This is a genomic window from Mycobacterium sp. 2-64 (genome assembly GCF_035918375.1).
Lineage (GTDB): Bacteria > Actinomycetota > Actinomycetes > Mycobacteriales > Mycobacteriaceae > Mycobacterium > Mycobacterium intracellulare.
Genome location: NZ_CP142361.1, coordinates 4,573,748 through 4,596,810, shown reverse-complemented (window position 1 = coordinate 4,596,810; position 23,063 = coordinate 4,573,748). Strand labels below are relative to the sequence as shown.

Annotated in this window: 27 protein-coding genes; 17 read left to right on the top strand and 10 right to left on the bottom strand. The window is 66.2% G+C overall.

Translation table 11 applies throughout. The features are described 5' to 3' along the window. Nucleotides 1-14: 14 nt before the first annotated feature. The 3 genes from QGN31_RS21315 to QGN31_RS21305 all read right to left on the bottom strand — a co-directional run bounded on the left by QGN31_RS21315 (nucleotide 15) and on the right by QGN31_RS21305 (nucleotide 2,076). A complete protein-coding gene (locus QGN31_RS21315) occupies nucleotides 15-536 on the bottom strand; it encodes a hypothetical protein (protein ID WP_014379205.1) in 522 nt (173 codons plus the stop codon). 131 nt (nucleotides 537-667) lie between these two features. Beyond that, nucleotides 668-1,285: a hypothetical protein gene (locus tag QGN31_RS21310; RefSeq protein ID WP_009951827.1), complete on the bottom strand. Its 618-nt coding sequence runs from the start codon at nucleotides 1,283-1,285 to the stop codon at nucleotides 668-670. Further along, nucleotides 1,282-2,076, bottom strand: a complete 795-nt coding sequence (locus QGN31_RS21305; protein WP_043954460.1) for a hypothetical protein — start codon at nucleotides 2,074-2,076, stop codon at nucleotides 1,282-1,284. The genes QGN31_RS21310 and QGN31_RS21305 overlap by 4 nt, the downstream gene beginning before the upstream one ends. Before the next feature lie 212 nt (nucleotides 2,077-2,288). Between QGN31_RS21305 and QGN31_RS21300 the strand changes: the two genes are divergently transcribed. Continuing rightward, nucleotides 2,289-2,678 carry a hypothetical protein gene (locus tag QGN31_RS21300; RefSeq protein ID WP_014379207.1) on the top strand — a complete coding sequence of 130 codons (390 nt, stop codon included), beginning with the start codon at nucleotides 2,289-2,291 and terminating at the stop codon, nucleotides 2,676-2,678. Nucleotides 2,679-2,683: 5 nt separating this feature from the next. On the opposite strand, the gene QGN31_RS21295 is transcribed toward QGN31_RS21300, so the two are convergent. Next, nucleotides 2,684-3,286, bottom strand: coding sequence for a TetR/AcrR family transcriptional regulator (locus QGN31_RS21295; protein ID WP_009951830.1), 603 nt, complete (start codon nucleotides 3,284-3,286; stop codon nucleotides 2,684-2,686). Nucleotides 3,287-3,387: 101 nt separating this feature from the next. Here QGN31_RS21295 and QGN31_RS21290 point away from each other — a divergent pair, with 101 nt between their 5' ends. From QGN31_RS21290 to QGN31_RS21275, 4 genes are read left to right on the top strand one after another with little or no spacing between them, the layout of a single operon-like run. Next, a complete protein-coding gene (locus QGN31_RS21290; RefSeq protein ID WP_014941312.1) occupies nucleotides 3,388-4,173 on the top strand; it encodes a hypothetical protein in 786 nt (261 codons plus the stop codon). Next, nucleotides 4,170-4,985 carry a hypothetical protein gene (locus QGN31_RS21285; protein WP_014379209.1) on the top strand — a complete coding sequence of 272 codons (816 nt, stop codon included), beginning with the start codon at nucleotides 4,170-4,172 and terminating at the stop codon, nucleotides 4,983-4,985. Before QGN31_RS21290 ends, QGN31_RS21285 begins: the two co-directional genes overlap by 4 nt. Continuing rightward, nucleotides 4,982-5,572, top strand: a complete 591-nt coding sequence (locus QGN31_RS21280) for a cytochrome c oxidase subunit 3 (protein ID WP_009951833.1) — start codon at nucleotides 4,982-4,984, stop codon at nucleotides 5,570-5,572. The genes QGN31_RS21285 and QGN31_RS21280 overlap by 4 nt, the downstream gene beginning before the upstream one ends. Then, nucleotides 5,572-5,856 (top strand): cytochrome C oxidase subunit IV family protein, encoded by a 285-nt coding sequence (locus QGN31_RS21275; protein ID WP_029383847.1) that lies wholly within the window; start codon nucleotides 5,572-5,574, stop codon nucleotides 5,854-5,856. The genes QGN31_RS21280 and QGN31_RS21275 overlap by 1 nt, the downstream gene beginning before the upstream one ends. A 1-nt stretch (nucleotide 5,857) precedes the next feature. Here the strand turns inward: QGN31_RS21275 and QGN31_RS21270 are convergent, their stop codons facing one another. Next, nucleotides 5,858-7,153, bottom strand: a complete 1,296-nt coding sequence (locus QGN31_RS21270) for a cytochrome P450 (RefSeq protein ID WP_014941313.1) — start codon at nucleotides 7,151-7,153, stop codon at nucleotides 5,858-5,860. 194 nt (nucleotides 7,154-7,347) lie between these two features. On the opposite strand from QGN31_RS21270, the gene QGN31_RS21265 reads away from it, so the two are divergent. Next, nucleotides 7,348-8,049, top strand: a complete 702-nt coding sequence (locus tag QGN31_RS21265) for a TetR/AcrR family transcriptional regulator (protein WP_014379211.1) — start codon at nucleotides 7,348-7,350, stop codon at nucleotides 8,047-8,049. Here QGN31_RS21265 and QGN31_RS21260 read toward each other — a convergent pair. Next, nucleotides 7,965-8,330 carry a hypothetical protein gene (locus QGN31_RS21260; protein WP_009951839.1) on the bottom strand — a complete coding sequence of 122 codons (366 nt, stop codon included), beginning with the start codon at nucleotides 8,328-8,330 and terminating at the stop codon, nucleotides 7,965-7,967. The genes QGN31_RS21265 and QGN31_RS21260 overlap by 85 nt on opposite strands. Nucleotides 8,331-8,401: 71 nt before the next feature. Next, nucleotides 8,402-9,157, bottom strand: coding sequence for an enoyl-CoA hydratase/isomerase family protein (locus QGN31_RS21255; RefSeq protein WP_009951840.1), 756 nt, complete (start codon nucleotides 9,155-9,157; stop codon nucleotides 8,402-8,404). Nucleotides 9,158-9,264: 107 nt separating this feature from the next. On the opposite strand from QGN31_RS21255, the gene QGN31_RS21250 reads away from it, so the two are divergent. From QGN31_RS21250 to QGN31_RS21230, 5 genes are all read left to right on the top strand, one after another. Next, on the top strand, nucleotides 9,265-9,684 hold the full coding sequence (locus QGN31_RS21250) for a lipoprotein LpqH (protein WP_026071394.1): 420 nt from the start codon (nucleotides 9,265-9,267) through the stop codon (nucleotides 9,682-9,684). A 91-nt stretch (nucleotides 9,685-9,775) separates the two neighbouring features. Next, the gene (locus tag QGN31_RS21245; RefSeq protein ID WP_009951843.1) at nucleotides 9,776-10,966 is read left to right on the top strand and encodes an amidohydrolase family protein; all 1,191 of its coding nucleotides are present in this window, start codon (nucleotides 9,776-9,778) and stop codon (nucleotides 10,964-10,966) included. A gap of 141 nt (nucleotides 10,967-11,107) precedes the next feature. Continuing rightward, complete coding sequence (locus QGN31_RS21240) at nucleotides 11,108-12,511, top strand: FadD3 family acyl-CoA ligase (RefSeq protein WP_014941314.1); 1,404 nt, start codon at nucleotides 11,108-11,110, stop codon at nucleotides 12,509-12,511. Further along, nucleotides 12,508-13,134: a hypothetical protein gene (locus tag QGN31_RS21235; protein WP_014941315.1), complete on the top strand. Its 627-nt coding sequence runs from the start codon at nucleotides 12,508-12,510 to the stop codon at nucleotides 13,132-13,134. Before QGN31_RS21240 ends, QGN31_RS21235 begins: the two co-directional genes overlap by 4 nt. A gap of 9 nt (nucleotides 13,135-13,143) precedes the next feature. Further along, a complete protein-coding gene (locus QGN31_RS21230) occupies nucleotides 13,144-13,329 on the top strand; it encodes a (2Fe-2S)-binding protein (protein ID WP_008253794.1) in 186 nt (61 codons plus the stop codon). A 4-nt stretch (nucleotides 13,330-13,333) separates the two neighbouring features. On the opposite strand, the gene QGN31_RS21225 is transcribed toward QGN31_RS21230, so the two are convergent. Continuing rightward, complete coding sequence (locus QGN31_RS21225) at nucleotides 13,334-15,049, bottom strand: alpha-keto acid decarboxylase family protein (RefSeq protein ID WP_014941316.1); 1,716 nt, start codon at nucleotides 15,047-15,049, stop codon at nucleotides 13,334-13,336. Nucleotides 15,050-15,084: 35 nt separating this feature from the next. Here QGN31_RS21225 and QGN31_RS21220 point away from each other — a divergent pair, with 35 nt between their 5' ends. The 4 genes from QGN31_RS21220 to QGN31_RS21205 are packed head-to-tail and all read left to right on the top strand — an operon-like array spanning nucleotide 15,085 to nucleotide 17,641. Further along, nucleotides 15,085-15,528 carry an SRPBCC family protein gene (locus QGN31_RS21220; protein ID WP_009951796.1) on the top strand — a complete coding sequence of 148 codons (444 nt, stop codon included), beginning with the start codon at nucleotides 15,085-15,087 and terminating at the stop codon, nucleotides 15,526-15,528. A 5-nt stretch (nucleotides 15,529-15,533) separates the two neighbouring features. Next, on the top strand, nucleotides 15,534-16,613 hold the full coding sequence (locus tag QGN31_RS21215; protein ID WP_014941317.1) for a CaiB/BaiF CoA transferase family protein: 1,080 nt from the start codon (nucleotides 15,534-15,536) through the stop codon (nucleotides 16,611-16,613). 58 nt (nucleotides 16,614-16,671) lie between these two features. Beyond that, entirely contained in the window at nucleotides 16,672-17,127 is a 456-nt protein-coding gene (locus QGN31_RS21210; protein WP_014379218.1) for an SRPBCC family protein, read from the top strand. 58 nt (nucleotides 17,128-17,185) lie between these two features. Next, complete coding sequence (locus tag QGN31_RS21205) at nucleotides 17,186-17,641, top strand: SRPBCC family protein (protein WP_026071396.1); 456 nt, start codon at nucleotides 17,186-17,188, stop codon at nucleotides 17,639-17,641. Here the strand turns inward: QGN31_RS21205 and QGN31_RS21200 are convergent. Further along, entirely contained in the window at nucleotides 17,634-18,815 is a 1,182-nt protein-coding gene (locus QGN31_RS21200; RefSeq protein WP_014941318.1) for a pyridoxal phosphate-dependent aminotransferase, read from the bottom strand. The two genes, QGN31_RS21205 and QGN31_RS21200, sit on opposite strands and share 8 nt — an antisense overlap. A gap of 199 nt (nucleotides 18,816-19,014) precedes the next feature. On the opposite strand from QGN31_RS21200, the gene QGN31_RS21195 reads away from it, so the two are divergent. Continuing rightward, nucleotides 19,015-20,226 (top strand): acetyl-CoA C-acetyltransferase, encoded by a 1,212-nt coding sequence (locus tag QGN31_RS21195; protein ID WP_014941319.1) that lies wholly within the window; start codon nucleotides 19,015-19,017, stop codon nucleotides 20,224-20,226. 4 nt (nucleotides 20,227-20,230) lie between these two features. Continuing rightward, nucleotides 20,231-22,375: a 3-hydroxyacyl-CoA dehydrogenase NAD-binding domain-containing protein gene (locus tag QGN31_RS21190; protein ID WP_014941320.1), complete on the top strand. Its 2,145-nt coding sequence runs from the start codon at nucleotides 20,231-20,233 to the stop codon at nucleotides 22,373-22,375. Between the two features lie 71 nt (nucleotides 22,376-22,446). Here the strand turns inward: QGN31_RS21190 and QGN31_RS21185 are convergent, their stop codons facing one another. Then, complete coding sequence (locus QGN31_RS21185; RefSeq protein ID WP_014383878.1) at nucleotides 22,447-23,052, bottom strand: class I SAM-dependent methyltransferase; 606 nt, start codon at nucleotides 23,050-23,052, stop codon at nucleotides 22,447-22,449. Nucleotides 23,053-23,063 lie beyond the last annotated feature (11 nt).

Genomic DNA, 23,063 nt, shown 5'->3' with positions numbered 1-23,063 from the left:
TTATGGCCGCCCGGTCAGGACAGCTGGTCCAGGCGCAACGGCATCGCAACATCAAGCCACTGGTTCTGCCCGCAGGCACCGCTGGGGCCGACCGTCTTGTCCTTGCCCGAGAAGACTCGAGACCCGAGTTGCCATCCGCCGTTGTCGTTTACGGGGTAGAAAAAGTAGGTCTGCACTCCGGTGAACGTGGTGCCGTCTTCACACCGTTCCCAGTTCGGCACTTCGCGTCTCACCTTCCACATCTCCCCATCGTTCATGTACAGGGGGGCGGTCCAGCCCTGGTCGCTCGTCACCTGGCCATGGCATTCCTGGGTTGAGTCGCACGTGGAAGTGATGGTCCATACCTGGTAGACCGTCGGCTCACCCTTGTACTGATCGTTGGTCTGGGCATAATCGCCAATGGACGTGGCCCGGAAAGTTCCGTTGATCGCCACGTCTTCTTTGGTTATTGCCCGGGCCGTGGGGGCAGCGCTCAAACCGCCGAATGCAGTGGCGGCCACCAGCGTTGCGGTGGTGAGTGTTTTGACTGAACGCATCAGGTGCTCCTCGAAGCGCGTAATCCGAGAGTGCCTGTGGCACCTTTCCGCCGTCGGTTGCGGCGTCCTCGAGCGATGACGTTACACCGCTTCGGTCGGCCCGGTAACGGTTAGGACAAGATCCGCTGGGCTCACCCCGCCGGGTCGAATTTCGAGATCAGCCAGGAACCGTCGACTTTTGTCATCGTGACCAGGATGCTGCTCTGCGTCTTCTCGGGATCTTTCTTTTTCACGCTTGCCGTGGTCTGGTCGATGAAAACCAGCACGGTGGCCGAATTGGGATGCAATTCCGAGACCGCGGCCCGAATCACCTTGGCGCTGGCCGTCAGTTGCCCCTTCTGCGCCGTCGGCGCCACCACCTCCTCGGCGAATTTGCTGTAGTAGGTGAGAAAGTCGCCGGTGAGATGGGACTTCGCGTTGTTGAAATCGCGGTTCAAATGCTCGTACGAATACGACAACGCCGCCGTGGCACCATCCGACGCCGCCTGGATTGCCCGGCGCGCCGCCGCGTCGCCGACCTGCTGATCGGGCCGATACAGAAAGAAGTACACGCCGGCAGCGACTCCCACCGCGGCAATGACCAACGTCGTCGCGACCATCGAACGCCACCGTGCCAAATACCGGTGCGCGCGACGCCGAATCGCTGCCAGCCGACCCGAGCGTGCCGGACCCTCGCCGGCAGGTGAAGTCTCCGCGTCGTCAACCGGCTTGGCGGTGCCGTTCGGCGACGAGCCATGTTCCTCGGTCATCGCAAGAAATCAACTTTCGACATCTTGAGTTGGCCGTCGTCGCGGTCCATGTTGACGCTGAGCCGAAACAAGGCCGGTGGCGGTTTGGCGTTATCCGGTCCGGTGGGAATGGTTTTCGCCGCCACCAGCACGACGCCGGAATTGTCGCTCAGCGACTCGACGGCGACGGCTTCGATGGTGACCTTGGTGCCGACCTTCGTTTCCTGGGCCTTGTTGACGATCAGGGGCGACAGCACCGATAGCTGGTTCTTCTGGTCGCCCGTCGAGGCATCGATCGAGCGCTGAACATCCTCCCGGGCATGATCGGGGTCAATCGACATCAGTGCCGTGACCCCTTGCCGGGCGGCCGCACTGAACTCCGCGGCGAGGTGGCGGTTATGCACCGCGATGCGGTGCTGCCACAGCATGTAGCCGCTCGCGGCGAGCGACGTGGAGGCGAGCACGATGCCGACGCCGGCGGCTATCGTTTTCCGCCCTGGGCGCCGGAGCCACCCCGGACGTCGAAGCCGCCCCAACCGTAGCCGTTTCCGGGTCCACTTGGCGGGGCGCTGCTCGGCATCTTCCGTGTCGTCCGCGCCCGCGGTTTCGGTTGCCCCGCGCAGCTTCAGCAGGCGTGCCAGGGCCGCCTCGGCGCGCGCTTCGGCCTTGGCAACTTCGTCTTCTACGTCCGATTCTGAGGGGGCCGCTACGTCGTCGCTGTCGGCCCCTGCGCTCGACTGTGGTGCGTCAGGATCGACTGCGTCCCTCGGGTCATTACGATCGTCGACGTTAGGTCCCTCCGGGTCGTGCACGGAGAAGCAGCTTATCACTGGAACCTGGGCTCAACGCCGTCGCCGGACGGCCGCCTTCATGGCTCTTACGTGCGGAAATGCGCGCTGGCCGGGGGACGGGGCTTCCATGTGTTCGGAAGGGCCCGGCGCCACCACCGTTCGGTAATGGAGATCTTCTCCAACCAGGAGAATTTTCTTTTCAGGTGTGGCAGAGTAATCGGGTGCGATCAATCGTGCCTCTGGTTGCCGCGTTGCTGGGCGCCGGTGTGGTGGCGGCGCCGCCAGCCTCGGCAGGACCGACCGTCTGCGACTACCCCGCCTGCACCCCGGGCATCATGCCCCATCAGGTTCTCGGCGCGCCGTGTGACAACACCACCTACTACGCCTTCGGTGTCGCCGACGGCTACGTCTCCTTCGCCTCGGAACCCGGACGGTTGATGTTCTGCGGGTCGCCGAGGCGATACCAGCCTCGATGGTTCCGCTCCCCGCCCATGGCTGGGGTCAAGGAAGAAAACGCCGACTGCACGAACTATCTGAACTATGTCGCGCAGGCGCCCGATGGCCTGTTCCTGATCTGTATTGCTCACGACGGCATATCGAGCTGGGTCCGCGCCGACACGTAGCTTCGTCAGTCGCGGGTCTGCCGAGGCAGACCCAGCAGTCGGCGGCTCAGATCGGTAACCCGGTCGAGCAGTGTGTCGTCGTCGATGTCGGCGACCAGCGGATGCATGACCGCGGTGCTCAGCGCGCCGGAGAACATCGCCGCCTCGATCCGGCCGTCGAGGCCCGCATCGCTCAGTAGCACCCGGTACAGGCGGTCCATGAAAAGCTGAAACGGCTTGTGCTCGGCCAGCAGCCGGACGACGACGGGGTCGAATTGCAGCGTGCGTACCAACCGGCGGTCGCGAACGGCCATCTCAATGACGCCCACCAGCAAGGCATCTCGTGCTTGAGGGCCGTCGTCGTAGGCTTCGGCCGCCTCGAGCGCGGGCGCGAGGCGGCCGAGTTCGCGCTCGGTCACGGCGATGACGATCTGCTCTTTGGTGCGGAACTGATGGTAGACAGCAGCTTTCGTGATGCCGACGGCGTCGGCGATCATCTGCAGCGACGTACCGCTGACCCCGTGCGTGGCGATCAGGTCCAAGGCGGCGTCGAGCACGCGCGTCCGGGCCGCGCTGTGCGCGATCAGCCAGAATTGCTCTCCGGCGACCGGCTGGCGTGCTGTTCCCACGCACCGAGACTAGACGACGCTATTGACCGAGGCTAGCCGATCGGCTAGCTTCGCTCACGAGCCGAGCTCGTGCGGTGATCTCGTGCGGGGAAGGAGTATCGATGTCCGACGTCGGACGAAACGATGCAGGCCGTCGCCGGCCTGCGCGCACCGCGCCCCGGCGGACGGACGGCGAGGTGATCCTGCTCTGGACGTTGCCGGTGGCGCTGATCCTGTGGATCGCCTCCTTCTTCCTTTTTCCCGGCTTCAACCCGCCGATGTCGCCCACCATGCCGGCGGACCAGGTCGCCGCGTTCTATCGCGATCCGGCCCACCTCCCAGAGATCCGCTACAGCATGATCCTGTTCAACTGGTTCGGCGTGTGCCTGGTCCCGATCCTGGCCCTGATCGTGCTGCAGATCCGCCGCATGGCACATCGGACGCCGATCTTCTCGTACGCGATGCTGGGTTGCGCGGCCGGCGGTCCGACGCTGTTTCTCGTCGCCAACGTCTGCTGGTTACTGGCCGCTTTTCGCCCGGAACGCAGCCCGGCGCTGACCCAGCTGCTCAACGACCTGGGCTGGATGACCTTCACCATCCTCGTCCCGTTCCTGATCGGCCAAAGCGTAATCCTGGCCCTGGCAATCTATTTCGACGATCAGCCGCGTCCGGTATTCCGCCACTGGGTGGCCCACTTCAATCTCGTGGTGGCGGCCGCGCTGGTTCCCGCCGCCTTCGTCGGCGTGTCGTTGACCGGCCCGCTGGCCTGGGACGGGCTCTTGTCCTTCTGGGTCAAAAACGTGGCGATCGCCGTCTGGATCGTCGTGACGGGCGTGGTGCTGGGGCAAGCCGTCTACCGGGAGCGCGCCGAGAACGCCAGGCGCGCAGAGGAACTGGTCGGCGCATGAGCGCGGTGATCACACCGCCGTCCGTTCCGGCCACGCCGCCCGCCGGACCCCTGCACCAGCGATTCGCCTGGCACCTGCGCCACAACCCCAAACGCGAACTCTGGTTGGCGTGGTGGACGCTCGTGGTGTTCTACAACATCTTCTTTCCGATGTTCTTCATCGTGGCCCAAGTCCAGCCGCCGCCGCAGCCCACCTGGGATCTGGCGACGCAAGCCCATTGGTTCTCGGAGCGCCACCTCGGCATACCGTTTGGCTTCGGCGTCATCTTCGCCATCAGCGGCATGATCGCGATCAACAACGCCCTCATCGCGTATTCCATGCGGCGCATGTCCGTCAGTCCCGCGTTCGGCTACAGCTATCTGATCATCTACTCGCTCAGCGCGGTTCCCGGCATGCTGCTGCTCAACATCGCGCTCATCGTGGGGACGCTGCGACCCGAGCGAGACCCCGAAGCGCTGGGCTGGCTCTACGACTTCGCGTTCCTGTCTTTCGACGGGACCATGGGCGTGTTCCTGATCGGATCGCTGATCTGGATGGTCGCGATCCTGCTCGACAGGAATCGCGTGTTCCCCAAGTGGTTCGGCTATCTCAACCTGTGCAACGCGCTGACCGAGGTCGTCGTGGCTCCGTGCTGGATCTTTCGGCGGGGCATCTTGGCCTGGAACGGCCAGATCGCCTGGTGGCTGGACATGGTGGTGTTCGGCATCTACCAAGTCACGTTCATCGTCATGCTGTTCCAGATGATCCGGCGCGAAGACTTCGGCACCGGGCCGCTGCCCGACCGTCCCCGCAAGGAGGCGGCCACACGATGACGGACCTCGCCGATTCGAACAAGCGCGCCGTGCCGGGCCAGCCGGACATGTGGGCCTTCGTGCTGTTCGAAACGCTGGTCTTCACAGCGTATTTCGGGTTCTACTTGTTCTACCGCGCCCACAATCCCGAGCTCTTCTTGCACTCGCAGGCGCAGCTGGATTTGCGGATCGGGGTCTTCAACACGCTCGTCTTGTTGCTGAGCTCCTGGTCGGTGGCGCGCTGCGTTCAGTCGGCCCGGGCCGGCGCCTACCGGGCGGCGCTAAAGGACGTGTACATCACGGCCGCCTTCGCCGCAATGTTCCTCTTTTTCAAGGTGTTGGAGTGGGCCCGGCTGGTCGGCATCGGGCACGGGTTCGACAGCGACGACTTCTTCACCTATTACTTCTTTCTCACCGGTATCCACTTCGTGCACCTGCTGATCGGCTTCGTCGCGCTCGGCGTCATCGTCTACCAAATCCGCAGGGCGGCGCGAAAAGCGCAGGGGCCCGTCCAAGCCCAGCAACTCGTCGAAACCTGCGCTACCTATTGGCACACCGTTGATTTCCTGTGGGTGCTCATCTTTGCGCTGCTGTACGTGGTGAGGTGATCGCAATCAAATTCAACAAGCGGCTGATGTTCGTATGGCTCGTCCTCTCGGCGTTGACGCTGGCCTACCTATGGATCGATCACTCCGCCGGCGGATTGCTGAAGTCCAGCGCGGTGGTGACGTCGAGCGTCATCGTGATCGCACTCATCAAGGTGCGCATCATTTTTCGCGAGTTCATGGAGGTGCGAAACGCTCCGGTCCTGCTGTGCCGACTCACCGATGCGTGGGTGGCGCTGGTCGGCGCCGTCTTGCTCGGCTGCTACTTCGTCGGCATGCAGGTATGACTCAGGCCACGGGTGCGACGGCGTCGGCGGTCGTGAACGTCAGGTGCAGCTCGCTCAGGCCCCGCAGGATGTACGTCGGCTCGTAGGTGTAACGACGCTCGGTGGCCGGCCCGTGGTGGGCTTCGTTGATTTCGATGTGCGGCATGCGATCCAGGATCCGCTCGATCGACACGCGTCCCTCGACGCGGGCCAGGGGGCCACCGGGGCAGGAGTGCACGCCGCGCGCGAACGCCATGTGTTCGCGGACGTTCTTGCGGCGCAGGTCGAACTCGTGCGGGTTGTCGAATCGGCGCGGGTCGCGGTTGGCGGCGCCCGGCAGGATCATGACCACGGTGCCGGCGGGGATGTCGACTCCGCCGATGCTGGTCGCCTTGCGGGCCAGGCGTGAGTCGCTCTTCACCGGGCTGTCCATCCGCAGCGACTCCTCGATGAAGCCCGGAATCAGGCTGCGGTCCTCACGCAGCTGCTGCTGGATGTCCGGCCGATCGCCGAGCACCTGCAGGGCGGCACTGAGCAGCTTGGCCGTGGTCTCCTGGCCGGCGGCGAAGAGGAACGTCGCCGAGCGGACGACCTCGATCACCGGGGGCGTCGAGCCGTCCGGGTACTTCGCTTCGGCGAGGAAGGTCAGGACGTCGCCGCGCGGCTCGCGACGCCGATCCTCGATGTAGTGACAGAACTTGTCGTCGAGCCACTCCAACGGGTTGATGCCGACCGACTCGTGGTCCAGGGCGCCCACCCGCGCGCCAGGACGATCGGCACCCAACACGGTGCGGAACTCCTTGTGGTCCTCCTCCGGCACACCGAGCAGGTCCGCGATCACCAAGGTGGCGAACGGCTTTGAGTATTCGGCGATGAACTCGCACTCACCGAGGCCGAGGAACTCGTCGAGCTGACGGTCGGCGAGGCGCCACATGAACTCCTCGTTCTGCTTGAGTCGGCTCGGGGTCAGCAGCTTGGCGAGCACCGACCGGGCCTTGGTGTGGTCCGGCGGATCCATGGTGACCATGTGCTCGAACATCGGGAACGAACTGCGGTGCGCGTCGATCTGTGCGCTGATGTCGTCGCCTTCGGGGGTGAACGGCAGCGGCGGGAACGGCCCACCGAGCGCGACGATGTTCGAGAACGTCTCGGGGTCCTTGTAGACCTCGCAGGCTTCGTCGTAGCCGGTGATCGCAACGACGCCGTAGTGCGGCAGCCGCAGCACTGGGTTCTGGCTGCGCAGATAGTCGAAGTAAGGGTGCGGATCTGGGACCAGAGACGGATCGGTGAAGAAGTCGATCGACTCGAAGGTGCTCATCGGATTGCGTCTCCCTGGGCTGGGTTTACCGGTGGTATCGGCGGCAAGCGGTACCGCCGCGGTGAATTCGAAATCGGAAATGTGCTGAGCACCTGCTTAGCATGGCGGTAATGTCAGGGTCAAGATCGAGGGTGCCGCGCCACGATACGATCCGTGTGGTCGGCACGGGATGGCACACAGTACGGAGCAGGGACATGACATCTGCCCGCAGGATCGGGGCGCCGGACGCGAAAAATCGCGGGTTGTTGCTCGACGCCGCCGAGCAATTGATGCTCGAAGAGGGCTATGCCGCGGTGACCTCGCGCCGCCTCGCGAACAAGGCGGGGCTGAAGCCTCAGCTCGTGCACTACTACTTCCGCACCATGGAGGAGTTGTTCCTCGAGGTCTTCCGCCGCCGCGCCGAGGAAGCGCTCGACGTGCATGCGCGACTGCTGCAATCGCCGCAGCCGCTGTGGGCGTTGTGGCGGTTCGGCACCGACCCCGCGTTCACCCGGATCTCCATGGAATTCATGGCGCTGGCAAACCACCGCAAGGAGATGCGTGCCGAAATCGCCTATTACGCCCAGCGCCTCCGCGAGGATCAGCGCCAGGCGGTGACGGCCGCGTTGGAGCGCTATGGGGAAGTCAGGGAAGACATGCCGCCGGTGGTGTGGACGGTCCTGATGAGCAGCCTGTCGTGGTTCCTGGTGCTCGAGCAGGCGGTGGGCATTCATGGTGGCCACGCCGAAACCGTGGCACTGGTCGAAAGTTATCTGCGTCGCCTGGAAGGCGAACCGCGCCCCATGGAAGATATCCCGCAAACCTGGGTGGTTCACCAATGCCGCAGCGAGCAGAGCACACCCTTGGGACCGTCCTTGGATACGACGACAGCGCCGTCGACCGCCAAGTCGCAGTGAAGGTTTGGCGTTCCGGGTTCGGTACCGGTGCTTGCCACGACCATCGCATACACGTCGGGTTTTGACAGGTCCAGCTCGTAACTCCACGGCTTGCCCGGTGCGAGGTCGACGTCGACGTGCGGCGTGAACGAGTAAGGGTTGTGGCTGTAGTCGGCGAAAATGGCCGGCTCATGGTCCAGGTAATAGATGCTGGTGTAGATCGGGTTCTGCGTGGAGACCGTGTACTTGACGTGGTGCATGACGAGGTCGTCGGCATGTGCCCGGCCGCTTCCCGCCAGCACACCGGCTGCGACCAAGAGGGAAGCCGACGACAGGACCGACCCGACGCGCATCGCCGTCCTCACTTTGATCGTCATGACGCTCCTCCGGCCGCCGGGCGAGGTTTGCTGTTGCGGGTCATGACCCGTTCCGCAGCCTGCCAGTGCGGGTCGGCAACCCATAACCGTGCAAAGGATGCTATCGCCTCCTCGGGGGAAACTCCGCGGATCACCCGCTTTATCTCGGTCGCCGGGAGGCGGGCGAGCGACCGTGCCACAGAACGCCACCCCTCGTCGGGCGAGTCGAAGACGGCGCGAGGCAACACCTTGTCCACCAGGCCGAGTCGCTCGGCGTCCGCCGCGCTCAGCGCGGTTCCCGAGCCGGCCAACAAGAGCGCCTTGCTCTTTCCGACCAGCGCGGCCAACCGCTCGGCCCCGCCCCACGCGGGCATGATCTCGAGCTGCACCTGGTTGAAGGCGATCTTGATGTCGTCGGCGGCCACCCGGATGTCGGCGGCGACGGCGACCTCGGCACCCCCACCGAAGGCATGACCGTTGAGCGCGGCGACGACGGGAGCGGGGAAGTCCGCCAACTGATCGCAGATGGACCGCATGCGCCGGGCCATCGCCGCCGCGTCTTCTTCGGTCCGCAGCGCGCTCAGTTCCTTGAGGTCACCGCCGGAGACGAAAGCGTGCTCTCCGGCGCCCTTGATCACCAGCGCCTGGGCGCCCGCCGCCGCATCGAGCGCCTTCTCCAGCTGGTCCATGGTGTCCAGGCCGATCGCGTTGCGCGCGTGCGGACGGTCGATGGTGACCACCGCCAGCCCGTCGTCGATCTCCAGGTCCACCATGCGTCATCGCTCCTCGACACCAACCCGATATTGGCATTCTCTTTTCGCGAGAATAACATCATCGCTGCAGGCAAAAGAATTTTCGCTGGGAGGATGGAGGTGACTCGGTGCGGAACCGAACAGTGGCCGCCGGCGCGGTCCTCACCGCTGCCTTGCTCGGGGCATGCACTTCGCATCCACCGACCCACATCTCCAGCACGGCATCAGTGACCGTGAACGGTCACGATCGAACCTTCCACATCGTCAAGTGTGGTCAGGTGCAGTGGACTCGGATGATCGACATCGGCAGCGAATTCTCCGGCGCCAAGGTCGTCGTCGACGAGAACGCGCAGCCGGCGACGACCCAGTCCGTGCGCATCCGGAACGTGGGTGGGTTCAGCGGGATGTACTCGCAGGGCGGCGACGGCAACGCCGACATGAGCATGACCGGCGACAAATTCACCGTCAGCGGCACCGCCAACGGCTACCAGACCGACAAACCCAGTGAACCCGCCGCCGCCACGTTCAAAATCGTCGTGACGTGCTGACATCGCGCCGAACCGGGCTCGGCGGGGCCCACACGTTGCGGTTGGGCACCTGTAGAGAATAGTATTCTCACAAATCAAGAAGGAGGATTCCATGGGCCAGTTGTCCCACAAGGTGGACGTTCCGTTCCCGATCTTCGACGCGGATAACCACCTCTACGAGCCGCCGGAGGCGCTGACCAAGTTCCTGCCTAAGGAGTACAAGGACTACGTCCAGTACGTGCAGGTCAACGGTCGCACCAAGATCGCCATCCGCGGCCAGATCAGCAACTACATTCCCAACCCGACCTTCGAGGTCGTCGCCCGGCCGGGCGCCTGGGAGGAGTACTTCAAGTACGGCAACCCGGACGGCAAGAGCAAGCGTGAGCTGTTCGGCGAGCCGATGCGCGCCATCCCGGCGTTCTTCGAGCCCGGCCCGCGCCTGGAGACGATGAACGAGCTGGGCCTGGACAAGACGCTGATGTTCCCGACGTTGGCCAGCCTCCTGGAGGAGCGTCTGCGTGACGACCCGGTCGCCATCCACGTCCTGGTGCACGCGCTGAACCAGTGGCTGGACGAGGTCTGGGGCTTCAACTACCAGAACCGAATCTTCACCACACCCGTCATCACGTTGCCGATCGTCGAGAAGGCGATCGAGGAGCTGGAGTGGGCGGTCAAGCGTGGCGCTCGCGCCATCCTCATCCGCCCGGCTCCGGTCCCCGGCTTCCGTGGTCCGCGGTCGTTCGCGGTGCCCGAGTTCGACCCGTTCTGGGAGCGGGTCGTCGAGCACGACGTGCTGGTCGGCATGCACTCGTCCGACAGCGGCTACTCCCGGTACACCTCCGAGTGGGACGGCGCCGACCAGGAGATGCTGCCGTTCCAGACCAACGCGATGGGCATCCTCAACGAGTGGCGGCCGATCCAGGACTCGGTGGGGTCGTGGGTGATTCACGGCGCGCTCTACCGGCATCCCAAGCTGAAGGTCGCGATCGTCGAGGCCGGCTCGAAGTGGATGACCCCGCTGCTGGACGGCCTGGCGGAGGTCTTCCGCAAGGCCCCGGAGGCGTTCCCGAGCGACCCGGTCGAGATGGTCAAGAGCCGGATTCACGTCAGCCCGTTCTTCGAGGACGGCATCGACGATCTGGTCAACCTGGTCGGTGTGGACCAGGTGCTCTACGGGTCGGACTGGCCGCACCCGGAGGGGCTGGCGGAGCCGACCTATTACATCGAGGCGCTGTCGCACCTGTCCACTGAAGACCAGGCAAAGATCATGGGCGGCAACCTCGGTCGACTCGTCACGGTGTGAGCCCCGGTCGGCGACGATGCAGAGCGCGCAGCGCGATGAGGAGGAGCCGGCCAATCGAGCCCCGGTCGGCGACGATGCAGAGCGCGCAGCGCGATGAGGAGGAGCTGACCAATCGAGCCTGAGTGGCGGACCATCCCCGAGATGGTCTTGAGCGCGGCGGACCGCTTCGGCGACGCGGAAGCAGTCGTCGACGGTCCGCTGCGCCTCACCTTCACCGAAGTCGTCGAGCGGATACGCTGTGCCGCAGGCGCTTTCGCAAAACTTGGCATCGACAAGGGCGACCGGGTCGCGATCTGGGCGCCCAACTCGGCCGAGTGGATCATCGCGGCGTTCGGGTTGCTCACGGCCGGCGGCGTGCTTGTCCCGGTCAACACCCGGTTCAAGACCGAGGAAGCCGGCGACATCATCGTCCGCAGCAAGGTGAAGGCCGTCCTGGTCCAAAAGGGCTTTCTGGACCAGGATTACACCGCGCCGGCCGGGACACCGGTCATCGATCTGAAGTCCGACTTCTTGTCCAGCGGTTCGCCCTTCGAGCGGCCGGTCAGCGGCACCGACATCTCCGACATCATCTTCACCTCGGGCACGACGGGCCGCCCCAAGGGGGCGATGCTGAACCACGGCCAAACGCTGCGGATGTACGAGGAGTGGGCGACGCTTGCGGATCTGCGCGAGGGCGATCGCTACCTGCAGATCAACCCGTACTTCCACACGTTCGGCCTGAAGGCGGGGCTGGTGACGTCCTTCCTGCGCGGCGCGACGATGCTGCCGGTCGCGGTCTTCGACATCGACACCGTGGTGGAACTCATTGAACGCGAACGCATCACGATGCTTCCGGGGCCGCCGACGCTGTACCACTCATTGCTGAGCGTCGGCGACAAGTCCAAGCTGTCGACGCTGCGGGCGGCGGTGACCGGCGCCGCCGACATCCCGGTCGAACTCGTCCGTCGCATCCACGGCGAACTGCCGTTCGAGACGTTGATGACCGGCTACGGACTCACCGAGGCCGGCAACGTGACGCTGTCGCGGCCCGGGGATTCCTTCGAGGATGTCGCCACCACCGCCGGCCTGCCCTGCGACGGAGTCGAGGTGCGCATCGCCGACGACGGCGAAGTGGTGGTCCGCGGCTACGGCGTCATGCAGGGCTACCTCGACGACCCGGCCGCCACGGCCCAGGCGATCGACGCCGAGGGGTGGCTGCACACCGGGGACCTGGGAAGTTTCGACGACGCCGGGCGGCTGCGCATCGTCGGCCGCAAGAAGGACATGTTCATCGTCGGCGGCTTCAACGCCTATCCCGCCGAGATCGAAGGTTTCCTGCTCAACCACCCCGCCGTCGCGCAGGCCGCCGTCATCGGTATCCCCGACGAACGGATGGGCCAGGTGGGAAAGGCGTTCGTGGTCCGTAAGGGCGAGGTCAGCGCCGACGAATTGATCGGCTGGTGCCGCGACCGCATGGCCGGGTTCAAGGTGCCGCGCGCGGTACAGTTCCTTGATTCACTCCCACTCAACGCGACGGGGAAAGTGATGAAGGACCAACTTCGATGAATAACGGCGATATTCATTCGATGGTGATCGCGTCGGACTACCGCGTCCCCGATCCGTCGCGAGTATGGCCGCTGCTGGAACGCAACAAGGCGGCCCTGGCCGACATCGGCGCGCACCACGTGCTCGTCTACACCTCGACCCACGACTACGGCCGGGTCCTGGTGATGATCGGGGTCCACAGCCGTGAGCCGATCGTCGAGCTGCTGCGCTCGCGGGTCTTCTTCGATTGGTTCGACGAAGCCGGTGTCGACGACATCCCCGCGGTGTTCGCCGGCGAGATCATCGACCGGTTCATCGCCCAGTCGCCGCAAACCCCGGCAGCGCCGGGCGTCGTGGTGGCCGCCATCGCGTCCGTCAACGACGTGACCCTGCTGACCTCCGAAGTCAGCACGGCGATCGACAGGTTCACCACGGCCGGCATCCGAAAGACCTGGGTGTTCCAGGCTTTCGACGACGACCACGAGGTGCTGATCCTGCAGGAGTTCCCCGACGAAGAACGCGCGCGGGAGTGGATCGACCACCCGGACGCCGCGGCGCAGTGGATGTCGGGAGCGGGCATCGGCGCCTACCCCCCGCTGTTCGTCGGCCGGTTCTCCGACATGATGCGCATCGAGGCGGACTGAGGTTCGCCGGTGTTCGTGTGCCTGTGTAACGGGGTCACCAGCCAGACCGTGACCGAGGCCGTCGAGTGCGGGGCGTCGACCACCAACGAAGTCGCCCAGGCGTGCGGAGCGGGCACCGACTGCGGTCGCTGCCGGCGGACGGTGCAAGCCATCCTGCGATCATCGTCCCCGGAGCGGACGCCGAATCCGCGCTAGAACTTCAGCGGCGCGGACTGCCGTCCGGTGACGTCGGTTGCACGAGTTCGACCAGCAGGTGGGGAATCTCGAGCCGCGGCAGCACCACCTCGACGAAAACCATGCGGTCTTTGTGTTCGGCGGCGGCGGTCAGCGCGTCGTCGAGCTCCCCGTAGGTCTGGACCCGGAACGCCAGGTGGTCGGTGACGCCCAGCGCGTGCGGGACGTCCGTCCACTTCCAACTGACGATGTCGTTGTACGGCGCTGTCTCGCCGTGGATGGCGCGCTCGACGGTGTAGCCGTCGTTGTTGACCACCACGATGACGGGGGAGAGCCCCTCGCGTGAGAAGGTGCCGAGCTCCTGGACGGTCAGTTGCGCGGCGCCGTCCCCGATCAGCAACACCGTGCGGCGATCGGGATGCGCGACGGCGGCCCCCAGCGCGGCGGGCAACGTGTAACCGATTGAGCCCCAAAGAGGTTGGCCGATGAAGGTGACACCGTGCGGCAGCCGGTGATCGGCCATGCCGTAGAAGGAGGTCCCCTGGTCGGCCAGCACCACGTTGCCCGGTGTGAGGGCCCGGCAAAGCCGATCCCACAGCATTTTTTGGGTCAGGGGTTGATCGCGGGGCGGGGGCGGCGGGAGCGGTGCGGCCGGCGGCGACGCCACCGGTGGCGACGCGGTCCCGCGACGGGCCAGGATGGTGGCCAGCGCCTCGAGCGCGGCGCCCATCTCCAACGGCGCGAAGACTTCTCCGGCGACGCTGCTTTGGTATTGCCCGACGTCGATGGTCCGGGCCGGGTCTATCCGCTGGCTGAAGAAGCCGCTCACCATGTCGGTGAACACCACCCCGGCGGTGACCAGCACGGGTGCCTCTTCGATCGCGGTGCGCACCGCCGGCGCGCTGGCCGATCCCGCGTAGATCCCCAGGAAATTCGGTGAGCTCTCGTCGAGCAGGCTCTTCCCCCACATCAGCGTGGCGTGCGGCACGACGTCCGCGGCCAACAACGCCTCGAGTTCTTTGATCGCCTGCAGGCGGTGGACCAGCAGGTCGGCGAGGACGGTCAACCGGTGGCCGCCGATGAGCTCGGTCGCGGCCTCGACGAACATCGCCAGCGCGCGCGGGCTGGTGCCGCCGCTGTAGCGGGGCAGCGGAGCTTCGGGCGGCTCGGTGGGGAAGCGGGCCACGTCGGTGGACAGCAGGATGTATCCGGGTCGCTTCTGCTCGCGCACCTCGCACAGCACCCGGTCGATCTCCCGGCGGGCCGTTGCGGGCATGAGATTGGTTTGGGCGCAGGTGATTTCGCGGCTGACCCGGAAGAAGTGTTCGAAGTCCCCGTCGCCGAGGGAGTGGTGCAGCGCCCGGCGGGTGCCCTGCGCGTCCTTGGACGGGCCGCCGACGATGTGCACGACGGGCACCTGCTCGGCGTAACTGCCCGCGATCGCGTTGGCCGCGGACAGCTCACCGACGCCGAATGTCGTTACCAACGCCGACATTCCGCGCAGCCGTCCATACCCGTCGGCGGCGTAGCCGGCGTTCAGCTCGTTGGCGTTGCCGACCCAGCGCAGGCTGGGGTGGGCGATGATGTGGTCGAGGAACTCCAGGTTGTAATCACCGGGAACGCCGAAGATCTCGGACACGCCGAGTTCGGCGAGACGGTCCAACAGGTAGTCACCGACGGTGTAAGCGGGATCGGTCGCGGCATCAGTCACAGGCACGACGGTACGCTCGGCCGAATCCATTCCGGGCGGGACGCCGGGCCAGTATCGTGCGGGCCATGGCACTCAAAGAATCCCGCGACATCGTGATCGAAGCCAGTCCCGAGGAGATTCTGGACGTCATCGCCGATTTCGAATCGATGCCCGAATGGTCGGAACCGCACCAGAGCGCGGAGGTCCTCGAGACCGGCGACGACGGGCGGCCCCGCCAAGTCAGGATGAGGGTCAAGGTCGCCGGGATCACCGACGAACAGGTGGTCGCCTACACCTGGGCGGACAACGCCGTGAGTTGGACGCTGGTGAGTTCCTCGCAGCAGAAGGCGCAGGACGGGAAGTACACCCTGATACCGCAGGGCGACAAGACCCTGGTGAAGTTCGAGCTGCTGGCGGACCCGAACGTGCCGCTGCCCGGCTTCGTTCTGAAGCGTGCCGTGAAGGGGACGATCGACTCCGCCACCAAGGCCCTGCGCGAGCGGGTGCTCACGGTCAAGAAGGGCAAGTAGTCACGGTGGGCGGCGGCCCGCTGGCCGGGGTGCGGGTCATCGAACTCGGCGGCATCGGACCGGGGCCGCACGCGGGAATGCTGCTGGCGGACCTGGGCGCCGACGTGGTGCGGGTGCGGCGGCCGTCGGGCGGCCTCGAAATGCCGGCCGAGGGCCGGGACTTGTTGCATCGCGGCAAGCGGATCGTCGACCTCGACGTCAAGACGCAACCGCAGGCCCTGCTCGAGCTGACCGCCAAGGCCGACGTGTTGCTGGACTGCTTTCGCCCCGGCACGTGCGAGCGGCTCGGAATCGGTCCCGACGACTGCGCGGCGGCCAATCCGCGCCTGATCTTCGCGCGGATCACCGGCTGGGGGCAGGACGGGCCGCTGGCGCGCACGGCGGGTCACGACATCAACTACCTGTCGCAGACCGGCGCGCTCTCGGCGCTCGGCTACGCCGACCGTCCGCCGATTCCGCCGCTGAACCTGGTCGCCGACTTCGGTGGCGGCTCGATGCTGGTGGTGTTCGGCATCGCCGTCGCCCTCTACGAACGGGAACGGTCGGGCAAGGGTCAGGTCATCGACGCGGCGATGGTCGACGGGGTGAGTCTGTTGGCCCAGATGATGTGGACGATGAAGTCCACTGGCGCACTGCGCGACCGACGCCAATCCTTCCTGCTCGACGGCGGCGCCCCGTTCTACGGCTGCTACGAGACCGCCGACGGCGGATACGTGGCCGTCGGCGCCATCGAGCCGCAATTCTTCGCGGCGTTGCTCGACGGGCTCGGCCTGTCACCCGAGGACGTGCCCCGCCAGCTCGACAAGGATTCCTACCCACGGATGCGCGAGATCTTCACGAAACGGTTCGCGAGCCGAACCCGCGACCAATGGGCGCGCACGTTCGCCGGCACCGATGCGTGCGTCACCCCGGTACTGACATGGACCGAAGCCGCGACCGACGACCACCTGCGGACGCGGTCCACCGTCATCACCGCCCACGGCGTCGACCAGGCCGCACCCGCCCCGCGCTTTTCGCGAACACCGACCGGGCCGGTCGAGCCACCCCCGGCGGCGACGACACCGCTTGACGAAATCAACTGGTAGGCCATCGATTACGACGAACCGATCCATGCCCGGGCCGGCGTTGCTAAATTTGATCCCAGTGGCCGTAAAAGCATCACGCGAATTTGTCGTCAACGCGCCGCCAGAAGTGGTCATGGAGGCGCTGACAGATGTCGGCGTCCTCTCGTCCTGGTCACCGCTGCACAAGAACATCGAAGTGATCGACCGGTATCCCGACGGCCGGCCCCACCACGTCAAGACCACCATCAAGATCCTGGGGCTCGTCGACAAGGAGATCCTGGAATATCACTGGGGCCCGGACTGGGTCTGCTACGACGCCAAAGGAACCTCCCAGCAGCACGGTCAGCACGTCGAATACAACCTCAAACCCGAAGGCGTCGGCCAGACCCGAGTGCGTTTCGACATCACCGTCGAACCGGGCCGGCCCATGCCCGCGTTCATCGTCCGGCGGGCCAGCGAAAGCGCCCTCGACGGGGCGGAAAAGGGATTGCGCGAAATGGTGATGCGCGGCACCCGTCCCGCCGAGCCCGAATAGCCGGCGTCTGTGGTTTTCGGCCCTCGCCGGCCGCGGCGCTGTAGTTAACTTGTTAGCAGTGGCTGTACAAGCATCGTCGGAAATCGTGATCGATGCGCCTCCGGAGGTCATCATGGAGGCGCTCGCCGATATGGACGCGGTGCCGTCATGGTCGTCGGTGCACAAGCGGGTCGAGGTCATCGACAAGCACCCCGACGGGCGACCGCACCACGTGAAGGTCACGATCGCGGTGACCGGCATCCACGACACCGAACTGCTCGAATACCACTGGGGGCCCGACTGGATGGTGTGGGACGCCCACAAGACGGCCCAGCAACACGGCCAGCACGGGGAGTACAACCTGAGCCGGCTGGGCGACGACCGGACCAGGGTGCGGTTCACCATCACCGTCGAACCGTGGGCCCCGCTGCCGGAGTTCTGGGTCGCGCGGGCCCGCAAGAAGATCCTGCACTCCGCGCTGGAGGGCCTGCGCAAGCGGGTGATGGGGCCTCGGGGCTTCGGCCCGGCTAGGTAGCGTCGCGCAGTGCGGCCAGTCGCTTGATCGCCTCGTCCAGGGTGTCGTCGCGTTTACAGAAGGTGAAGCGCACCAAGTGATTCCACACGTCGGCCGGCCCGCGTGCCGTGTCCGGGTCGCAGAAGGCCGACATCGGGATGGCGGCGACCCCCACCTTTTCGGGTAGCGCCGCGCAGAACGCGGCGCTGTCGTCGTAGCCCAGCGGGCGGGGATCGGCGCACAAGAAGTACGTGCCGGCGCTGTCGTGCACCTCGAACCCGACGTCGATCAGCCCGGCGGCCAGCCGATTGCGCCTGGCCTGCAACGTGGCGCGCAGGTCGTCCACCCAGGCGCCCTCCTGCTCGAGCGCCAAGGCCACGGCCGGCTGGAACGGCGCGCCGCCGACATAGCTCAGATACTGTTTGGCCGCGCGCATCCCGGCGATGAGTTGCGCTGGGCCGCAAGCCCATCCGATCTTCCAGCCGGTGCAGTTGAACATCTTGGCCGCGCTGGAGATCGTGATGGTCCGCTCGGCCATGCCGTCGAAGCCGGCCAGCGGCACGTGTTGGCGCCCGTCAAACACCAGGTGTTCGTACACCTCATCGGTGATCACCAACAGGTCGGCCGCGACGGCGATCTCGGCGATGGTGGCCAGCTCGGCCGCGCTGAGCACCGTGCCGGTCGGGTTGTGCGGCGAGTTGACGATCAGCGCGCGGGTCCGTGGCGTCACCGCCCGGCGCAGCGCGTCGGCGTCCAGGGCGAAGCCGCGACCGTGGGGGACCAGCGGCACGGCGACCCGCCGCGCGGAGGCCATCGCCACCACGGGCGAATAGGAGTCGTAGAACGGCTCGATGAGCAGGACCTCCGAGCCGGGTTCGATCAGGCCGATCACCGCCGAGGCGATGGCCTCGGTCGCCCCGACCGTCACCAGCACCTCGGTGTCGGGGTCGTACTCGATGCCGTACTGGCGGTGGCGCTGGGCGGCGATCGCGTGTCGCAGCGGCGCGATGCCGATCCCCGGCGGGTACTGGTTGACGCCGTCGGCGATGGCCTCCTGGGCGGCTTTCAGCATGGCCGGCGGCCCGTCCTCGTCGGGAAACCCCTGGCCGAGGTTCACCGCTCCGATCCGCGCGGCCAGCGCCGACATCTCGGCGAACACCGTGGTCGCGTACGGGCGCAGTCGCGAGACCGTCATGGTCGTCGAGCTTAACTTCCTGCGCCCAGCGTGACTGCACCGTCACGTTCGGCGCCGAACGTGACTGTCGCGTCACGCTCGAGGCTCTGACCAGCGCCAACCTGCTCAACCAACAGGTTGGCCGGGCCTGCTGTTAGGGTGGTGCGGGACCTAGTCTTGAAGACGGGATTCGAACCTATTCGCGAACAAGGAAGTCGTCATGTCCGAAGAAGCTTTCATTTATGAGGCCATCCGCACACCGCGGGGCAAGCAGCGTAACGGCTCGCTCAACGAGGTGAAGCCGCTCAACCTGGTCGTGGGCCTGGTCGACGAGCTGCGCCGGCGTTTCCCCGACCTGGACGAGAACCTGATCAGCGACATGATCCTCGGCGTCGTGTCCCCGGTCGGCGACCAGGGCGGCGACATCGCCCGCACCGCGGTGCTGGCCGCGGGCCTGCCCGAGACCACCGGGGGTGTGCAGCTCAACCGGTTCTGCGCCTCCGGTCTGGAGGCCGTCAACACCGCCGCTCAGAAGGTTCGTTCCGGCTGGGACGACCTGGTGCTGGCCGGCGGCGTCGAGTCGATGAGCCGCGTCCCGATGGGCTCCGACGGCGGCGCCTGGGCGACCGACCCCGAGACCAACTACCAGATCGGCTTCGTGCCGCAGGGCATCGGCGCCGACCTGATCGCCACCATCGAGGGCTTCTCCCGCGAGGACGTCGACGCCTACGCGCTGCGCAGCCAGCAGAAGGCCGCCGCGGCGTGGTCGGGCGGCTACTTCGCCAAGTCGGTCGTGCCGGTGCGCGACCAGAACGGCCTGGTCATCCTCGACCACGACGAGCACATGCGGCCCGACACCACGCTCGAGGGCCTGGGCAAGCTCAAGACCGCGTTCGACGGCATCGGCGAGATGGGCGGCTTCGACGACGTCGCGCTCACCAAGTACCACTGGGTCGAAAAGATCAACCACGTCCACACCGGTGGCAACAGCTCGGGCATCGTCGACGGCGCCGCGCTGGTGCTGGTCGGTTCGGAGGCCGCCGGCAAGTCGCAGGGCCTGACGCCGCGGGCCCGCATCGTGGCCACGGCGACCAGCGGCTCGGACCCGGTCATCATGCTGACCGGCCCGACCCCGGCCACGCGCAAGGTGCTCGACCGCGCGGGCCTGACGATCGACGACATCGACCTGTTCGAGCTCAACGAGGCGTTCGCGTCGGTGGTGCTGAAGTTCCAGAAGGACCTCAACATTCCCGACGAGAAGCTCAACGTCAACGGCGGCGCCATCGCGATGGGCCACCCGCTGGGCGCCACCGGCGCCATGATCACCGGCACCATGGTCGACGAGCTCGAGCGCCGCAACGCGCGTCGCGCCCTGATCACGCTGTGCATCGGCGGCGGCATGGGTGTCGCCACCATCATCGAGAGGGTTTAAGACCATGGCAGAGAACACCATTGCGTGGGATGAGGACGCCGACGGCATCGTCACCCTGACGCTTGACGACCCCACCGGGTCGGCCAACGTGATGAACGAGCACTACAGCGAGTCCATGCACAACGCTGTGGAACGCCTTGCCGCCGAGAAGGATTCGATCACCGGCGTGGTGATCACCAGCGCGAAGAAGACCTTCTTCGCCGGTGGTGACCTGAAGGGCATGATCAACCTCGGCCCCGAGAACGCCGGCGAGGCGTTCGACACCGTCGAGTCGGTCAAGCGCGACCTGCGTGCGCTGGAGACCCTGGGCAAGCCGGTGGTGGCCGCCATCAACGGCGCCGCGCTGGGCGGCGGCCTGGAGATCGCGCTGGCCTGCCACCACCGGATCGCCGCCGACGTCAAGGGCAGCGTCCTCGGTCTGCCCGAGGTGACGCTGGGCCTGCTGCCGGGCGGCGGCGGGGTGACCCGCACCGTGCGGATGTTCGGCATCCAGAAGGCATTCATGGAGGTGTTGAGCCAGGGCACCCGCTTCAAGCCGGCCAAGGCCAAGGAGATCGGCCTGGTCGACGAGCTCGTCGGCTCGGTCGACGAACTGGTGCCCGCCGCCAAGGCGTGGATCAAGGCCAACCCCGATTCGCACGAACAGCCCTGGGACAAAAAGGGTTACAAGATGCCCGGCGGCACCCCGTCCAGCCCCGCGCTGGCCGGCATCCTGCCGTCGTTCCCGGCGCTGCTCAAGAAGCAACTCAAGGGCGCCCCGATGCCGGCGCCGCGGGCCATCCTGGACGCGGCCGTCGAGGGCGCGCAGGTGGACTTCGACACGGCCAGCCGCATCGAAAGCCGTTACTTCACCCAGCTGGTCACCGGCCAGGTCGCCAAGAACATGATCCAGGCGTTCTTTTTCGACCTGCAGCACATCAACGGCGGCGGTTCGCGCCCCGACGGCATCGAGCCGGTCAAGATCAACAAGATCGGTGTGCTGGGCGCGGGCATGATGGGCGCCGGCATCGCCTACGTGTCGGCCAAGGCCGGCTTCGACGTGGTGCTCAAGGACGTCGACATCGAGGCCGCCCAGAAGGGCAAGGGTTACTCGGAAAAGCTTGAGGCCAAGGCACTTCAGCGTGGCAAGACCACCGAGGAGAAGAGCAAGGCGCTGCTGGACCGCATCACGCCGACTGCCGACCCCGCCGACCTGGCGGGCGTCGACTTCGTGATCGAGGCGGTGTTCGAGAACCAGGAGCTCAAGCACAAGGTGTTCCAGGAGATCGAGGACATCGTCGAACCCAACGCGCTGCTCGGGTCGAACACCTCAACCCTGCCGATCACCGGTCTGGCGACCGGCGTCAAGCGGCAGGAGGACTTCATCGGAATCCACTTCTTCTCGCCGGTCGACAAGATGCCGCTGGTGGAAATCATCAAGGGCGAGAAGACTTCCGACGAGGCCCTGGCCCGGGTGTTCGACTACACGCTGGCGATCGGCAAGACGCCGATCGTGGTCAACGATAGCCGCGGGTTTTTCACCAGCCGCGTGATCGGCACGTTCGTGAACGAGGCGCTGGCGATGCTCGGCGAGGGCGTGGCCCCGGCCAGCATCGAGCACGCCGGTTCGCAGGCCGGCTACCCGGCGCCGCCGCTGCAGCTGTCCGACGAGCTCAACCTGGAGCTGATGCACAAGATCGCCGCGGCCACCCGCAAGGGCGTCGAGGACGCGGGCGGCACCTACGAGCCGCACCCGGCCGAGGCCGTCGTCGACAAGATGATCGAGATCGGACGGCCCAGCCGCTTGAAGGGCGCCGGCTTCTACGAGTACGTGGACGGCAAGCGGACCCGCCTGTGGCCCGGCCTGCAGGAGACGTTCAAGTCGGGCAGCGCGGAGATTCCGTTGCAGGACATGATCGATCGCATGCTGTTCGCCGAGGCGCTCGAGACGCAGAAGTGTCTGGACGAGGGCGTGCTGACCTCGACCGCCGACGCCAACATCGGCTCGATCATGGGCATCGGCTTCCCGCCGTACACCGGTGGTAGCGCACAGTTCATCGTCGGTTACTCCGGTGCCGGCGGCACGGGCAAGGATGCGTTCGTGGCCCGCGCCAAGGAACTGGCGGCCAAGTACGGCGAGCGGTTCCTGCCGCCGAAGTCACTGAGTTAAGTCCTGCCACGAGCGGACGTAAAAACCCTCGCACGCACGGCGTGTCGGGGGTTTTTACGTCTGCTCGCCGGTCAGGTGCGCCGTTGGAACAGGTAGTACCGAGCCGGGGTCTTCTCGGCGCGGTCCAGTTCGCGTTCCGCGCCCGCGGACAGCAACGTCCAGTTGGGAGTGAAGCGCCGTTCCATCTCGGCGTGGTCGATGCCGCGCACCCCGACGCGGCCGCCGGGCACGAACGCGATGATGAGCAGCCGGGCATGCGGGGCCGCCACGGCGCTGACCTCGCGGACGTAGGCGTCGCGATCCGCGTCGCTCATGTTGTGCAGGCAGGCGTTGTCGACGATCAGCTCGAAGTTCGCGCCGATTCCGGCCCGGCTCAGCTGGGTGACGTCGGCCTGGACGAAGTCGACGGCCGCGCCGGCCTTGGTGGCCTTGGCCCGCGCCCGCTCCAGGGGTTTGGCCACGAAATCCACCGCGGTGACGCGCCAGCCGTGCTGAGCGAGGTAGATCGAGCAGTCACCGGTACCGCATCCGAGTTCGAGGGCGGACCCGGCGGCAAGCGGGGCCGTGTCGCCGGTTCCCTCGACCAGGTCCCGCACACTGCGGGCCAGCGGGTGACCGTCCCATGGGGTGAAACCGATGCGGTAGAAGATCCGAAACAGCATCTGTTTGGAAGCCATAGCTCACCCTA